The 15,871-nt window shown below is 64.4% G+C and carries 14 protein-coding genes and 1 pseudogene; 7 read left to right on the plus strand and 8 right to left on the minus strand.

Annotated elements, in window-relative coordinates; genetic code table 11:
* Positions 1–534 precede the first annotated feature (534 nt).
* A complete protein-coding gene (locus tag JQ586_RS25625; protein ID WP_212397396.1) occupies positions 535–1,488 on the minus strand; it encodes an oxygenase MpaB family protein in 954 nt (317 codons plus the stop codon).
* Positions 1,489–1,824: 336 nt separating this feature from the next.
* Between JQ586_RS25625 and JQ586_RS25630 the strand changes: the two genes are divergently transcribed.
* The 5 genes from JQ586_RS25630 to JQ586_RS25650 all read left to right on the plus strand — a co-directional run bounded on the left by JQ586_RS25630 (position 1,825) and on the right by JQ586_RS25650 (position 7,179).
* Positions 1,825–3,423 carry an FAD-binding oxidoreductase gene (locus JQ586_RS25630; protein ID WP_212397467.1) on the plus strand — a complete coding sequence of 533 codons (1,599 nt, stop codon included), beginning with the start codon at positions 1,825–1,827 and terminating at the stop codon, positions 3,421–3,423.
* Between the two features lie 165 nt (positions 3,424–3,588).
* A complete protein-coding gene (locus JQ586_RS25635) occupies positions 3,589–4,626 on the plus strand; it encodes a L,D-transpeptidase (protein ID WP_212397397.1) in 1,038 nt (345 codons plus the stop codon).
* A gap of 188 nt (positions 4,627–4,814) precedes the next feature.
* Positions 4,815–5,834, plus strand: coding sequence for an amino acid ABC transporter substrate-binding protein (locus JQ586_RS25640; protein ID WP_212397468.1), 1,020 nt, complete (start codon positions 4,815–4,817; stop codon positions 5,832–5,834).
* Positions 5,835–5,849: 15 nt separating this feature from the next.
* Positions 5,850–6,737, plus strand: coding sequence for a L,D-transpeptidase (locus JQ586_RS25645; protein WP_212397398.1), 888 nt, complete (start codon positions 5,850–5,852; stop codon positions 6,735–6,737).
* 61 nt (positions 6,738–6,798) lie between these two features.
* The gene (locus JQ586_RS25650; protein WP_212397399.1) at positions 6,799–7,179 is read left to right on the plus strand and encodes an HdeA/HdeB family chaperone; all 381 of its coding nucleotides are present in this window, start codon (positions 6,799–6,801) and stop codon (positions 7,177–7,179) included.
* 136 nt (positions 7,180–7,315) lie between these two features.
* On the opposite strand, the gene JQ586_RS25655 is transcribed toward JQ586_RS25650, so the two are convergent.
* Positions 7,316–7,486, minus strand: coding sequence for a hypothetical protein (locus JQ586_RS25655; protein WP_212397400.1), 171 nt, complete (start codon positions 7,484–7,486; stop codon positions 7,316–7,318).
* A gap of 215 nt (positions 7,487–7,701) precedes the next feature.
* On the opposite strand from JQ586_RS25655, the gene JQ586_RS25660 reads away from it, so the two are divergent.
* Positions 7,702–7,965 (plus strand): hypothetical protein, encoded by a 264-nt coding sequence (locus tag JQ586_RS25660; protein WP_249148137.1) that lies wholly within the window; start codon positions 7,702–7,704, stop codon positions 7,963–7,965.
* Between the two features lie 36 nt (positions 7,966–8,001).
* Here JQ586_RS25660 and JQ586_RS25665 read toward each other — a convergent pair whose 3' ends face one another.
* Complete coding sequence (locus JQ586_RS25665) at positions 8,002–9,651, minus strand: ATP-dependent acyl-CoA ligase (protein WP_212397402.1); 1,650 nt, start codon at positions 9,649–9,651, stop codon at positions 8,002–8,004.
* Between the two features lie 152 nt (positions 9,652–9,803).
* On the opposite strand from JQ586_RS25665, the gene JQ586_RS25670 reads away from it, so the two are divergent.
* The gene (locus tag JQ586_RS25670; protein ID WP_212397403.1) at positions 9,804–11,426 is read left to right on the plus strand and encodes an AMP-binding protein; all 1,623 of its coding nucleotides are present in this window, start codon (positions 9,804–9,806) and stop codon (positions 11,424–11,426) included.
* Between the two features lie 4 nt (positions 11,427–11,430).
* Here the strand turns inward: JQ586_RS25670 and JQ586_RS41345 are convergent, their stop codons facing one another.
* From JQ586_RS41345 to JQ586_RS25690, 5 genes and pseudogenes are all read right to left on the minus strand, one after another.
* Entirely contained in the window at positions 11,431–12,090 is a 660-nt protein-coding gene (locus JQ586_RS41345; protein WP_409411012.1) for an ABC transporter substrate-binding protein, read from the minus strand.
* Positions 11,981–12,589, minus strand: a pseudogene (locus tag JQ586_RS41350) (ABC transporter substrate-binding protein); the annotation flags it as partial. The gene JQ586_RS41345 and the pseudogene JQ586_RS41350, both read right to left, overlap by 110 nt.
* Positions 12,590–12,623: 34 nt before the next feature.
* Positions 12,624–13,406, minus strand: coding sequence for a cyclase family protein (locus JQ586_RS25680; RefSeq protein ID WP_212397404.1), 783 nt, complete (start codon positions 13,404–13,406; stop codon positions 12,624–12,626).
* Between the two features lie 26 nt (positions 13,407–13,432).
* A complete protein-coding gene (locus JQ586_RS25685; protein WP_212397405.1) occupies positions 13,433–14,674 on the minus strand; it encodes an SDR family NAD(P)-dependent oxidoreductase in 1,242 nt (413 codons plus the stop codon).
* Complete coding sequence (locus JQ586_RS25690; protein ID WP_212397406.1) at positions 14,671–15,849, minus strand: thiolase family protein; 1,179 nt, start codon at positions 15,847–15,849, stop codon at positions 14,671–14,673. Before JQ586_RS25690 ends, JQ586_RS25685 begins: the two co-directional genes overlap by 4 nt.
* Positions 15,850–15,871 lie beyond the last annotated feature (22 nt).

Genomic DNA, 15,871 nt, shown 5'->3' on the forward strand with positions numbered 1-15,871 from the left:
GAGGGCGCAGGGAAAGCCGGGTGCCGATCGCACCCATGGGCCCCGTGCAATGTAGAAAGCACGGGGGTAGGACCTCAGGTGTAACCGGGAACAACCCGGCTTTCCCTGCGCGATGGGTTACGGCTTATACGTGCTCTCCCCGGCGAGACTGGGCTTTTTTGTCACCGTCGCCAGCGAGAGACATTGCCCTCGCTGATGAGACACCTGCCACCAGGGCGTCAGGCCTGCACGATTTCGCCGTCCGCCTCATGCGCTCTCGTCAGTCACGCATGCAGCGTCCACCGCATCCCACCACCACGTTCGTGACGATCGCGAGCGCCCCTCGAGCGGGTGAGACGGGAAAGTCTATACACCAGTTTTTCATTCCGATAAACGGAAATATTTGAACGGCGCAGGCTTGACAGGATTCTGCTGATTTGCCCGTCGGCCTTGGCCCGCTCGCGGATGAGACGTCCGCTCTCGAACTGATGAGACTGGGAATCGCGACAGGCGGCGGTCGGCCGCACCTGGTATCAGCGGCTGTCCGGGACAGCTTCACCTGTTCCAGCGGTCATCCAGCTGGGGGCGTCCTATCCAGGCCCTGTTCAGGCACCGGGTCGTCCAGCCCAGCTGCGGCGCTCCCTGCAGTCGCGCCTGAGCTTCCTGGTAGGGGCCGACGTGGCGAAGCCGGGTGGGTATTTTGGGATAGATGCGTCGGATCCGCGCGACGGCACGCTCCGCGGCCTTCCTGTCGCGTTCGTCAAAGGCAAATCCGAAGCCTGTGCGCAATCGGTCCGGCAGCAGTTCGGCGCTCAGGGCTTGATACCAGCGCGGCGGCCGCAACCATGGTCGTCCTCCGGCGGCGAAGATCTGTCGGGCCACCTCGCGCGCGGCCGTGCTGACGGACAATGTATCCGATTGCATCATCGTCGCGGTGTAGGCCGCGAATGAATCCCAATCCGCCGGCAAGTCGCTCGACGCCAGCCCGAACAAGGCCCCGAATAGCCGGCTTTCGGTCCAATAGCGCTCGCGCTCTTCGACCGAGAACGGAGGCAGGATCAGGTCGTGGACGGTCAGAGCGGTGTCGACGAGGGTCGCGTGAACCCAGCGCAACGCTGCGACCTCGTTGGCGCGGTAGGGTGAAGCGCTCTCGAACGGACCGACTGCTTCGGGCAGCCGTCCGACGATCATGGTATGGCGGTGGTGCAGGAGCCGGGCAGCGGCAAGGGCCGCATCGAGCGGGCCGAACACCATTGTGAACACGACGTCAAAGGTTCGATGGAAGCGACCGATCGGATCCGCGAAGGTCCGCGAGTGCTCGGCCACGGCCGCGGCGACCCAGGGATGCGCCAGCTGCAGCAGGAGGGCACGACCGGCGCCCAGAAAAGTGATGGCTTCGCGGTCGATCCGCCAGGTCATCGAGCCTGGACCAAAAATGCCCTCGACCGATCCGGCGGCCCGAGCCCGGACGAAATCAAGAGCGAGCTCGAAGTCGCTTTCGGAGACCAAATCCTCACCTTCCGAAGCAGACGGGCAGTATTCCACCGGTCTGTGCAATCAATCGCAATTCAGCAAGCCAAAGCTCTCTCAACGTTGTCGCATGATGTTGCCCTCGCGCGGAATACGGCGGCCTGACCTTTGGTCGTACCCCCTGCGGGTAAGACTGAGCCGGGTGCAGCGGCCGCAGCGGCGCCGTTTGCTGCAGAACTGCCCCGCCGCCGTCTTTCATGCGCCCTCTCGAAAGCGTATTGTTTCGATGGAACGAGCTCACCCTGCAGCGCTGTCGTTCAGGGTATCTTGTTCTTCGATTCAAAAAACTCTCGAAACGAAATGCGGGGAACGCCCATGACCGGCACAAGGCTGAAACATTACGGCTGGGGACGGGAAGGCGAAGGCATGAGCGCGGAAGAGCGGGCGTTTGTCCTCGGCCGCTACCGTGCCAAGTTTGGCACCCGTGATTTCGACACGGTCACCGTTCCCGGCCTTGAAGAGCTGTCCCTGCGGGAGCCGCGCGTGGTGCCACCGGCTACGCTCACGCCGTTCTGCACGACCGAACGCTACGACCGCGCCGCGCACACTTACGGCAAGTCCTACCCGGATTACGTCAGGGCCATGCTCGGCGATTACGACTGCGCGCCTGATGTCGTGGCCTACCCGCGCAACGAGCTGGAGATATCGGCCGTCATGGACTGGGCGGGATCCGTCGGCGCTTCGCTGACGCCGTTCGGAGGCGGATCGAGCGTGTGCGGTGGCGTCGAGCCGCAGGCCGATGGCATCAAGCACAAGGCGGCCGTCACGCTGGACCTGCGCAATCTCTCGGGGGTCGTCGAAGTCGATCCGGTCTCGCGCGCCGCATTGATCGACGCCGGCACCTTTGGTCCATCGCTGGAAAACCAGCTCAAGCCTCACGGCGTCACGTTGCGGCATTTTCCGCAAAGTTTCGAATATTCGACCCTGGGCGGCTGGATCGCGACGCGATCGGGCGGCCACTTCGCCAGTCTCTACACCCATATCGACGATTTCGTCGAAAGCCTGCGTGTCGTAACCCCGGCTGGCGTCGTGGAGACGCGCCGGCTTCCCGGTTCGGGTGCGGGGCCGAGCCCCGACCGCATGTTCATCGGTTCGGAAGGAATTCTAGGCGTGATTTCGCGCGCGTGGATGCGATTGCAGCCGCGCCCAAAATTCCGCGCCGGCGCATCGGTTCGGTTTCCCACTTTCTTCGATGCCGCGCGCGCGGTGCGTGCGGTCGCGCAAGCCGGCCTCCATCCCTCCAATTGCCGCATACTGGATCCGCAGGAGGCGTTCAACACCGGTGCGGCCGACGGCAACTCCGCCATCATGGTGCTGGCATTCGAATCGGGCGATCACCCCCTGGACACCTGGTTCAAGCGTGCGCTCGAATGCTGCGCCGACCACCGCGGGACACCGGAGCCCGCAGAGGCCGGCGACGCGCATCTCGAAGGCGCGGCAGGCATCTGGCGCAACGCGTTCATTCGCATGCCCTATGCGCGCGAATTCCTGACGCCCGCTGCCATCATCAACGATACGTTCGAGACCGCCATCACCTGGGATCGGTTCGAAGGCTTTCACGATCGGGTCAAGGCGGAAACCGAACGCGCGATTCTGCAAGCGACCGGGGTGAAGGGTGAAGTCACCTGTCGCTTCACCCACGTCTATCCGGACGGGCCCGCACCCTACTTCTCGTTCCACGCGCGCGGCCGGCACGGAGCGCTGCTCGCGCAGTGGCAGGCCATCAAGGACGCGGCGAGCGATGCGCTGATCGCGGCGGGCGGCACCATCACGCATCACCACGCCGTCGGCCGTGACCACCGGCCCTGGTACGACCGGCAGCGGCCACAGCTTTTTGCCGCCGCATTGCGGGCCGCCAAACGCGAACTGGATCCCCGCGGCATACTCAACCCAGGCGTCCTGATCGACCCTTAGGCGCGTGTCGTTGATGACACGCGTGGTGATCCGAAGTTCGAGATGGAGACCCATGGCACGGGAATTGGAGAGCACTTGGCGGCCACCTGTGAGCCAGAATCGTGATCCCTGCCATTGCGGTAACGCTCCCGTATGCCGTTGCGGGAGTTGAGCGAGGAAATCGGAATGAAGGCATCGATGAGGTTCACGCGCAGAGAAATTGCGTTCGGCATAGCCGCGAGCTCGTTCTTGATTTCCGATCGCGCGGTCGCGGCGACCGGTGTCGCCGCGATCAAGGCCTTGAAGCCCGGAGAGTTCATCTGGCGGCCTGAAATCTCACCCCGCGGTTCGGTTGTCATCGTCGTATCCCTGCCCGAGCAACTCGTCCACGTTTACCGCAACGGCGTCACGATCGGCGTCTCCACGTGCTCGACGGGGAAGCCGGGTAACCGCACGCCGACCGGCGTATTCACAATCCTGCAGAAGCGCGCCGAACACTATTCCAGCACCTATAACAACGCACCCATGCCGAATATGCAACGACTGACCTGGAAGGGCGTTGCGCTTCACGCCGGCAACTTGCCCGGCTATCCGGCTTCGCACGGCTGCATACGCTTGCCGGTGAAATTTTCCGAGCTGCTGTTTACGGTGACCCAGCTCGGAACGTCCGTCATCATCGCCGATCAGGAGACCGCCTACAGTTCGGTGATCCGACCTGATCTCGTGCTGACGCAGGATATGGCGAAAACTGCACAGAATGCGGCGGCAAAAGGCGCGCCTCCGAGCAAGTCGTCCGTCAACGCCAGCGCGACGAAGATCATGTCGGTTCTCGTGTCGGCAGCCGATCGCAAGGCCTACCTGATCGTCGACGGCGAGGTGACGTTTGAGACCCCGATCAGCGTCGTCGATCCCGACAAGCCCATCGGGACGCATCTGTTCTCGCTCATTGGGCCGTCAACGGACGGACATTCACTCAAGTGGTCGGCGTTCGGTCTTGGAGGCCATCCGCAAGACGGTGTTGTCGTGGATTTGTGGTCCAGCTCCGTCCTGGCTCGAATCGAGTATCTGGACGGGGACGGCGTAAGGCGTGTCGCACGCACGCTGCATCCCGGTACGACGATGGTGATTACCGATGTTGCGGCCAGTCCCGAGACCCGTACTGCGCCCGATTTTACGGTCATTACGGAAGACATGCAGACGCCGGGAAAACGTCGGAAAAACTGATTGGATCTGGTGGCTCGGTCGGCAGGGCACCGGTTTGCGACAAACCGTCAACCGGCGTTGATCCATATCAAGGGCGCAGGTTTGGAGACGACAACACTCAGCCTGACTCGACCGCTCCACCAGCATGCACTGTTCCAGGCATGCACATGGCCACCGCAACAGGATCCGAAGCAAGAATGCCGAATTGTATACGAAGTGTCACCCTCGCGGCCGCGATCCTGCTGGCCGCGTTCGTCATAGGAAGCCCGGCGGGCCGCGCGCAAACTCTCGCGGCGGTCAAGGAGCGTGGTACGCTCAATTGCGGGGTCGGCCAGGGACTGCTCGGTTTTTCGAGCCAGGGAGATAAGAACGACTGGACCGGGTTTGACGTCGATCTATGCAGGGCAATCGCCGCCGCGATCTTTGGCGATCCCGGCAAGGTGACGTTCACACCGCTCGACGCCGCCAGCCGCTTCGCGGCACTGCGATCCTCGGAGATCGACGTGCTGTCGCGGAACTCGACCTGGACGATGTCGCGGGAGACTTCACTTGGCCTGCTGTTCGCCGGTGTCGCCTACTACGACGGACAGGGCTTCCTGTTGCGCCGTGAATCCGGGGTGGACACGGCGTTGCAGCTCGACGGCAAGACCGTTTGCACGCAAACCGGCACGACCACCGAGCTCAATCTGTCGGATTATTTCCGCGCCCACGAAATGAAGCTGAACGTTGTGGCGCTCGGCACCGCCGAAGAGACCCGTGCGGCATACGACAACCGCAAATGCGATGTGCTGACGAGCGACGTTTCGCAGCTCTACGCGGAGCGCCTCAAGCTCGCCGCGCCCGACAGTCACATCATCCTGCCGGAAGTCATCTCGAAAGAGCCGCTCGGGCCAGTGGTACGACAAGGCGATGACCAGTGGTTCAACTTGGTCAAGTGGACGCTCTATGCGCTGATCAACGCGGAGGAGCTCGGCATCAAATCGGCCACAATCGACGACGCGCTGAAATCGCCAAACCCCGACGTCAGGCGTCTGGTCGGCAACGAAGGCGAATTCGGCCAGCAATTGGGGCTCGAGAAGGACTGGGCCGTGCGCGCCGTTCGCGCGGTGGGCAATTACGGCGAAATGTACGAGAGGAACGTCGGAGGGCAGAGCCGACTCAGTATCCCGCGCGGACTGAATGCGCTGTGGACGCAGGGCGGAATCCAATACGCGCCTCCCGTCAGATAGTTGAAGGGTAAGCCCATGAATGTGGATTACTACTCGCTACTGGCGAAGGCCGTTGCCGGCAAGGATGAGGCGGCGCGCGACCAGGTCTACAATGACGCCCGGAACCTCATCAGGAAATCGTCGCACCTGACGCGCGAGGCGGTCGCTATGCACACCGCCGCGCTTGAGGACGCGATCCGGCGGATCGAGCTTGACCTGATTGCTGAAGGGACGAAATCTGCGGCCGAGATCAGCGCGACATTGTCGACGGACAGGAACTGGCGGCCCGCGGTGATCACAGCTTCGGCCGTTGTTGCCCTCATCGCCGTGGCGGCGTTGCTTTACGGTTATCTTGCAAACAAGCAGCCCATTGGCGCCGGCATGACGGCGTCATCCTCAAAGGCGTCGCGTGGCGGAGAAGAAGCCGTCATGGGAGACCTGAAGGCTGGAGTCGATGGCGGCTCATCGGGAGACGTCTTGCCCTTTGCGCTTCAGCGACAGGTGGTGTTCTACCGCACGACCGTTGTTCCCGGCTCCATCGTCATCGATCGGGAAAATCGCTTTCTCTATCTGATCGAGTCCAACAATTCGGCGCGGCGCTACGGCATCGGCATTGCAGACCAGTGCCAGAAAGGCGGCAGCTTCTTCCACATCGCCAGCAAGCTGGAATGGCCCGAGTGGAAAACACCCGGCACGAACACGAAGGACGCGGACGCTCTGCTTGCGTCGACGGGGCGCCCGGGAAGCCCGCTGGGCGCTCGTGCGTTGCTGCTCGACAAGCCGGGTTTGCTGATCCACGGCACCAATTCGCCAAAGACCATCGGTCATCTTGTCGCTTCCGGGTGCATACGAATGGTCAACGACGACGTCGAAGATTTGTATCGGCGAGTGCCTGTGGAAACACGAGTGGTGTTTGTCAGCTAGTTGCTTGCTGGGTCAAGGCGAAGGAAGCCTAATCTGCTACCAGCGGCGCAGGCAGTCGAGCTTGATCCAGATCAAGATCGGCCGCCGTGGCATCCTGCTCGATATCAGGAAGAACCACGAGGAAACAATGCGCAAGTTCATGATCAGTGTCGCGACCATGTTGTCGTTTAGCCCGTACGCGGTCGCCGAGGACAAAATGGTTGTCGATATGAGCAAGTTGACCTGCCGGGAACTGACCAGGCTTGGTTTCCAGGACTTTGCCGGCGTTACCATGTGGCTGAGCGGCTACTATAATGCGAGCGTGCGCAGCACCGTCATCGACCTCAACGAGTTCGCACAGGCCGCCAAGACCGTTAAGGATTTTTGCCAAACGAGCCCGCAATCGACGGTCATGGCCGCAACCGAGCGGGCGCTCGGCATCAAGATGCCTCGACCTCGCTAGGGAAGTTGACAGCTGGGCGCAGAAATCCGTTTTCGCCGCGTTGCCGCTTAGCTTCGCCATCCGCGTTGCCAACAAGCTCAGGAAGATCACACGGCCCCCCGTTCGTCGCGACTTGCGCGCCGCCTGAGCGCACTGGTCAGCCCGCGGACGGCCAGACGGCGTCACGGACGACGATCGGCCCGGGAATGAAACCGACCATCAGGAAGGCGTCGGCGGTTTCCTGCAACTGAGCGACGATCGTGCAGGTGACAGGCCCCGCGACCAGATCGCTGCGATCGATTGCGACACGCACCGCATCAAGGTCCATGCCGATCGCGGCCGAAGTGGCCTCGGCAAACTTTTCGCGATTTTGCGGTCGCGGCGGATGCATCCGAGATGAAGCGACCCGCTATGGTCATTGCCGGCGATCCAACATAGTCTTTTGCAGCACAGTCGATGCGAGGAGAGAGCTTTCCAATGCAGCCAATCGTAAGGGTCTCCATTCTTCGTTGCCCGCCGGACAGGTTTGGCGAAATGCGGCAAATGATGGTCGAGACCGAGAAGGTGCTTCGCCCCGGCATCGAGTCGATGCCTGGATTGCTAGCATTCTATGTCGGCGCGGACGAGGCGACCTCGTCACTCTCGAATGTAAGTCTGTGGACCGACCTGGACTCGGCGAAGCAGCTGGATCGATTCCAGCCGATGCTGGATTCGGGCAAACCATTCGTCGCCAGGGGAGCAACGTTCGAGCGGCCGATCATGAACTACACGACACTTTGGCAGCTGCAACCTGTGGCGAACGGCTGAGTTTCGTCGCGATCTCTCTTTCGCGGCGCCGCCTGGTCAGCGGCGCAGCTTGTACCCTGCGGCTTCGCGGTCCCAGGTGTCGGTGGTCCTGCCGGCCTCGCGCAGCGCGACCTTCTTGATCTTGCCGTTCTCGGTGAGCGGCATCTCGGTGATCAGCCGGACAAATCGCGGCACCGCGAAATAGGCCATCTGCCCCTCGCAATGCCTGACCACGTCGACCGGGTCGAGCGCATGGCCAGGCTTGAGCCGGACGGCCGCGGCCACCTCGTCCTCGCCAAGCTCCGAGGGCAACGGGTAGACGGCGCATGCGTCGATCGCCGGATGCCTCAGCAGCACCTGCTCGACCTCCCAGGACGAGACGTTCTCGCCGCGCCGGCGGATCGAATCCTTCATCCGGTCGATGAAACGAAAGTGGCCGTCCGCATCGCGGACGACCCGGTCGCCACTGTGAAACCAGAGGTTTTTCCAGGCTTCGACCGTCTTCTCAGGCATGCCGAAATAGCCCGTCGCGAATGCAAACGGCTCGCGCGCGCGCAGCAGCAATTCGCCGGCCACGCCGTCAGGCAGCACCGCATCATCGGGATCGACGATGCAGGCCTCCATGCCCTCGGCAAGACGACCCATCGTGCCCGGCCGATCTGACGGGATGCTGCCCGCGAACACGAAATTCGTCTCGGTCGAGCCGTAGCCGTCGAGCAAGGGCACGCCGAAGCGCGCGAGAAACGGACCGTGAAACTGGCCCGGAACGCCGCCACCGAGCGCGACGCGCAGGCAATGTGTCGTGTCATCCTCGGACGGCTTCTGTCCCAGCAGCATCACGGCCATCGCTCCAAGCAGATAGCCGACGGTCGCCTTATGCCGGCGCGCCGCGGTCCAGAAACCGGACGCGGAGAATTTCGGCTCGAGCACATAGGTGCAGCCGTTCAGCACTGCCTGATAGAACGCGTTCAGCGCGTTGGTGTGGAACAGCGGCAGCGTCGTGAACAGGACATCGCCCTCGACAATGCCGAGCGCACGCGCCGAATACACTCCCCACCAGAACAGCTGCGCCTGCGGGCAGCAGACGCCCTTGGAAGGTCCCGTGGTGCCTGACGTATAGAGGATCGCGACGGTGTCGCCAGGCCTGACCTGCGCGGACGGCAATCCCTCCCCCAGCGGGGGCAGTGGCGCGATCGGCACGGACGCGGGCGCTGCGCCCTCACCGATCGTCCAGATCAGGTCGGGTGGCGCGACGTCGCTCTCCAGCGTTTCGAGCGCCGGCACGAAAGGCGTTTCGATGACCAGCAGTCTCGGCCCGGAGTTACGCAGGATGTGGCTGAGCTGGATGCCGCGAAGTGCGGTGTTGATCGGCACGCTCACCGCTCCCATCCAGGCACAGCCAAGATAGACTTCCAGAAACTCCGGCCGGTTCGAGCACATCAGCGCGACGCGGTCGCCCGCGCGGATGCCGGCGCGCATCAGCCGTCCGGCCGACGCGGCCGCGATCCCTGCGGTCTCGGCATAGCTCCAGCGCGTCTCGCCTGACACGAACAGCGTACGGTCACCGTACCGCGCGGCCTGCCGCGTCAGGATGGTCGAGAGAATCCGGTCGGCCGGCGGAAAACGCTCCGTGGCCTGCCGCCAGATCGACGCTCCCGGTCGCTGCCCCGCCGCGCTGCTGTCACCCGCCTGCACGCGCACCTCCATCGCTTCATCGTCCGATCTGTCGAGATCGCCACTGGCCAGCCAGATAGTTTAGGCTTAAAGTATTCCCGAAAGCTGCCGCCGCAGCAAGGGCTGCGTGCGGGTTCCACCCGCAATCTGGTGACGGGCTGGAGGCCTCAACAGGAGCACCCGCAATGCGTCGCGAGAACCCCTACCGATCGCCCTCCGATGCCTTCATCGCCACGGCCGCAAGGCGCCCGGACGCGCCGTTCCTGCTTGCGCCTGCGAGCGCGAAACTGGCTTACGCCCCCGACGGCTTCGAGATTGCGTATGGGCCGTTCAAGGCGGAGGTCGATCGCCTGCGCGCGGAATACGCGGCCGCCGGCTATGGTCGCGGCGCGAGGGTCGCCCTGCTGCTGGAAAATCGGCCGGTGTTCTTCCTGCACTGGCTCGCGCTCAATGCACTCGGGGTTTCGATCGTGCCGATCAACCCGGACGTCCGGCCCGATGAGCTGTCCTTCCAGCTCGAACTGTCGGGAGCGGACCTGCTGGTAGCGACACAGGATCGCATCCACGTGACGAAGGATGCGACGCTCGGACGTGTCCGCCTGATCGACACGGAGAGCCGCATTCCGCCGTGCCGGAGCGACGTCACAGCGCAGGAGCCCGCCTTCGACGCCGAATGCGCGCTGCTGTTCACCTCGGGCAGCACCGGCAAGCCGAAAGGGTGCATGCTTTCAAATCGCTATTTCCTGCAGGTGGCCGACTGGTATCTCGCGCAAGGCGGCGTGGCCGAATTGCAGCCGGACCGCGAGATCAGTTTGACGCCCCTGCCGATGTTTCACATGAACGCACTTGGCTGCAGCGCAGTCGGGATGATGGTGCTCGGCGGCGCCGTGGTGCCGCTCGACCGTTTCCATGCCAACCGCTGGTGGCAGTGCGTCGCTGACAGCGGCGCAACCATCGTGCATTGTCTCGGCGTCATCCCCGCCATCCTGCTGCAGCTGCCGGTGACCGACGTCGAACGGCAGCACCGCGTGCGCTTTGCGTTTGCGCCCGGCGTCGATGTCCGCCACCGCGCCACCTTCGAGGAGCGCTACCGAATTCCGATCGTCGAGGCCTGGGCGATGACCGAGACCGGCGGCGCCGCCGCAACGACCACCGCGCGCGAGCCGGCAGGCTTCGGCGCGCGCTGCGTCGGCCGGCCGTCCGACGGCATGGACTATCGCCTCGTCGATGACCGGGGTGCCGATGTTGCGCTGGGAAAGCCCGGCGAATTGCTGGTCCGCGCCAAGGGCGAGGACGCGCGGGCGGGATTCTTCAGCGGCTACCTGAAGGACACGGAGGCCACCGAAGCGGCCTGGGACGGCGGCTGGTTCCACACCGGCGACCTCGTATTCGCCGACCAGGACGGGCTGATGTATTTTTTCGACCGCAAGAAGACCATCGTGCGGCGCAGTGGCGAGAATATCGGCGTGCTCGAGGTCGAAAGCGCGCTCTACATGGACACGCGCATCGGCAGCTGCGCGGTGACGCCCGTTCCCGACGATATCAGGGGCGAAGAGGTCTTTGCGTTCGTCGTGCCGAATGCCAAGGTTGACGACGCCGACGCGCTCGCGACCTCGATCATCAAAGCCTGCGCCGAACGCCTCGCCTATCACAAGGTCCCCGGTTACATCGCGATCGTCGACGAACTGCCGCTGTCATCGACGCGCAAGCTCGCCCGCGGCGAGATCAAGACGCTGGCGGCCGCAGCGGTCGCCGACAACCGCGCGATCGACCTGCGCGGGCTGAAGGCCAAACTGAGGCGCGGCTGAGCCGCTACGGCAACAGCTTGTACTTGCCGTTCTCGATCTGGACCAGGATCCGCGCGCGGTCGTCGACGCCGTGACGGTCGGCCGGCGTGTAGCTGTAGATGCCGTGCGTGCCGACCACGTCCCTGGTCGCGAACAGCGCCTCTCGCAGCGCATTGCGGAAGCCTTGCGTACCCGGCACAGCACCCGTCGCCTTGGCGCGCCTTGCGGCATCCATGAATACCAGCCAGCCGTCGAAAGCATAGGGCGAGAAGGCATCGGACGGCGGTTCGCCATTGGCCTTCTCATAGGCGGCGCGGAATGCCAGCGCCACCTTGCGGATCGGATTGCTCTCGGGAAGCTGCTCGGCCGCGGTCACCGGTCCGGTCGGGCAGATGATACCCTCCGCCGATTTGCCGGCGAGCCGCAGGAAGTCGGCGCTGATCATGCCGTGATTGCCGTAGAGCGGTCCCTTGTAGCCGCGCTCGGACAGCGCGATCACCGGCAGCGCACCGGGGCGTTCCGGTGCCGCCCAGCATGATCGCATCAGGATGGGTGGAGAGTGCCCGCAGCACCTGCGCGGTGACCGAATTATCGGAGCGCGCGTAACGTTCGTTCGCGACCACCTTGATCCCGGCCTTCGCGGCGCCCTCGCTGAGCGAATTGTACATGAGATCGCCGAACGCATCGGAGAAGCCGATGAACGCCACGGTCTTGATGCCGCGGTTCTTCATGTGATCGACGATGCCCTGAACCAGCAGCGGCGTCGGCTGCGGCGTCTGCACCACCCACGGACCACCCTCGCCTGCCGGCACCGGTGCGATCGGCGAGATCGCCACCATCGGCACCTTCATCTCGATCGCCGCGGTCGCCATCGCCAATGTCTGCGGCGCGCCTGACGTCCCGATCAGGAAATCGACCTTCTCCTGCTCCACCAGCTTGCGCGCATTGCGCGTCGACGCTGCCGGATCGGAGCCGTCGTCGAGCTGGATGACGCGAACCTTCTCGCCATCGACCTCGCCGAGATAGGCCTGGCCGGCGGCCAGTCCCTTGGCATTGGGCACACCGATCGAGGACACCGGACCGCTCAGACCGGTGACGAAACCGACCAGGATTTCAGCATGTGCCGGTATCACGGCGCCGAGCAGAAACGCGGCGCCGACCAGCAGAGTCTTCTTCTTGTTCATGAACTCACTCGATGTGGACGAAAAATCTCCGGCCTTACGCTGAAGGTACCAGCGCAAGCACGCGCAGCGGACTGCCCGAGCCGTTCTGGATCTTCAGCGGCGCGGCAACGACGACGGCGCCGGTCGGCGGCAGCTGATCGAGATTGCACAGGCACTGCAGGCCGTAGCGCCCGCCGCCGTGCAGGAAATGGTGCGCCGGATAGGGCGGATCGAGATGACCGCCCTGCCCGGCATCGGTCCCGATCGTCTCGGTGCCGAAGCCGATGACGCTGCGCTCCTCGACCAGCCATCGCATCACGGCGGCATCCGGCCCCGGCGTATGGGCGCCGTCGTCCTTCAGATTGGCATAGTCGCGCCAGCCCTTCTTCGACCAGTCGGTGCGCAGCAGCACCCAGTGGCGCTGGGGAATCCGGCCGTGGCGCTTCTCCCAGGCCTCGACGGCCGGAATCGTCAGCAGAAAATCCGGGTCCCTCGCGGCATCAGTCGAGCAATCGATCACGCAGGCCGGCGCGATCATGTCGCGCGGCGGCAGCGTGTCGACCGAATTGTTCGGCAGGTCCTTGCCCGTGAACCAGTGGATCGGCGCATCGAAATGCGTGCCGGTGTGCTCGCCGAACGTCAAATTGTTCCAGTACCAGGCGGGGCCCGCAGCGTCGTACTGCGAAATCTTCTGGATGCGCACCGGCGCGGCCTGGCCGAATTCAGGCGGCAGCACGATGACAGGGAAATCCGGACTGAGAGTGAAGGTCAGGTCGACGACCCGCACCGCGCCCGACGCGACCGCGCCGGCAAATTGCATGAGGCTGTTGCTGTCCATTGCGCTTCTCCCGTTTTCAAGCTCGCTTATGCCCCGAGCTCACGCTCGACCGCCTTGGGGTTCGCCGCAAGGCGTTGGCGAACGTCCTCGGCGACATCGCCCACGTAGATGTCCTCCAACCCGCGCTTGAGCGCCGACACGATGGCCGACGCGAGCACGCGGGGCGCGACCTTCGGCGGCGGCACCGTCTGGAACCACTCGGTATCGAGCGGCCCGGCAAACGCATTCACCACCTTGACGCCGCCGGGCCGAAGCTCCGCGCGCAGGCAATGCGACAGCGACAGACAGGCAGCCTGCGACGCCGAATAGGCGCCGAACGCCGGCCAGTTCGCCAGTGCATAGACCGACAGGATATTGACCCAGGCGGCGGCGCTGTTGACGCCGTCGGCGCCCCGCGCGCGCATCGCCGGTCCAAACGCCTGCGCCAGATGCACGAAGCCGAGATAGCTCTGGTCGATCTCGTCGCGCACGACGCTGGTGCCCTGGCGATCGAGCAGCCCGCCGGCTCGAACGTGCTCCGACGTGTTCACGAGGATATCGACCTTGCCGCCGATATCGGCCGCAAGATCCATGACCGACTTCTCGTCGCCGATATCGAGCGGGACGATCTGGACGCCCTCGAGCGCGCGCAACGCCTCCTCGCCGCGGAACGGCTTCCACGGTTCGGCGACGCCGACGAACAGGATCGATGCGCCGGCTGACTTCAGCGCGGTCACCACCTCCTGGCCGACGACGCTCCGCCCGTTGGTCACCAGGACGCGCCGGAATTTCGGGTCGGCGGTCATCTCCCGCCACTGCCTGTCGTCGGTCATGTTGGGGGTCTCACGTTCGGGATATGCGAAGGCCACGGCCTGCCCGCTCTTGTCGAGTTGAAACGACATCACGACCGGCCGGCCCTCCTCGCAATCGGCATGCAGGTGTGTCACCAGCCGCGGCCCACAGTCCATCGCCACCAGGCCGACGCGCCATGGTGCGCGCTCGCGGAAATGCACATCGGCCGGGACGTGCAGCGTGGTTTCGCTGAGCAGCGTGCCGCGCCGCGGCGCGTCCACGAAGGCGAGATCGGCGGACAGGCACGCCGGACAGGCATCGCGCGCCGGATAGCTGAAGGCGCCGCAGGCACCGCAGCGCTGCAGCATGAAGCGGCCTTCGGCTGCGGCGCGCGTCAAACCATGCGACTTGCGACTGCGCGGATGCGGCGGCGACGTCGGCAGCCGGGTCCGGGCAAGCGGATTCTTCCGGCGCGGTTTTGCAATCGGCTCGATCATGCGCCTGGTCCCGCGAGGATCGCTGCGCCCGAGGCAAGGCCGCGATCATAATTGATCATTCCAAAGCCCGATGCCAACCCGATGCGCGCATCCTTGACCTGGGTCGGGCCGGCGAGCCCAAGAACCTGGCGCATCGCCTCGACAACCCCGAGATAGGCGCCGCCGGCGCCGGCCTGCCCGACCGACAATTGGCCGCCCGAGGTGTTGTGCGGAAACGAGCCGTCGATCGTGAAGTCGTGTTGCCGCACGAAGTCCGGTCCCTCGCCCTTGCGGCAGAAGCCGAGATCCTCGAACTGCATCATCGAGATCACGGGGTAGTCGTCATAGGTCTCGACGAAATCGAGATCATCGGGCTTGACTCCGGCCATCGTGTAGAGCTCGTCGACATCCATCGCCCAGCCGCCACGCACCTGCACCGGGTCGTCCCCAAATGCGTTGTGGCGCTCGATCGTGGCAAGGATTTTCACCGCCGGAAGCTTCAGCGACGCGGCGACATCCTCTCCCATCACCAGGAACGCCTCGGCGCCGGCGCAGGGCATAACGCAATCGAACAAATGGATCGGGTCGGCGATCGGCCGCGCCGCCATATACTGCTCGATGGTCAGCGGCGACTTCATCAAGGCGTTGGGATTGCGCAACGCGTTGGCGCGCTGTGCCACGGCGATCTTTCCGAAATCCTCGCGGCGCGCGCCGAACGTGCGCATGTAGTTGCGGGCGATCAGCGCAAAGCTGGCATTGGCGCCGCCCGCACCATAGGGATAGACGGCGTCTTGGTTGAAGCGCGAGAAGTTCTCCAGCGTAAAGCGGAACGAATCGACGTGGTTGGTGTCGCCGGCCACGCAGGCCACGATCCGGGCGTCGCCGGCCTGCACCGCCCGCGCGGCGCGGCGGAGCGCAGCGATCGCGCTGGCTCCGCCGAGCGGAATGGTGTCGACCCAGCGCACGCAAAGGCCGAAATGCTGGGTCAGGCCGATCCCGCTGTCGAGCCCGGCCGTGAAGCTCGACACGCAGAATCCGTCGATGTCGCGCGGCGTGATCCCGGCGCCATCGACCAGCGATCTCAGCGCGCGGCCGATCCACCATTGTGCGCTCTCGATCGAGTAGCGCACGTAGGGAATCGTCACGGGAACCGCCATCACGACCCGGTCGTAAGGTGTGCGGATGGTGTTTTGCATCGGGCTGCCGGGTTCCTGTGCT

The organism is Bradyrhizobium jicamae, from assembly GCF_018130215.1.
Taxonomy (GTDB): domain Bacteria; phylum Pseudomonadota; class Alphaproteobacteria; order Rhizobiales; family Xanthobacteraceae; genus Bradyrhizobium; species Bradyrhizobium jicamae_A.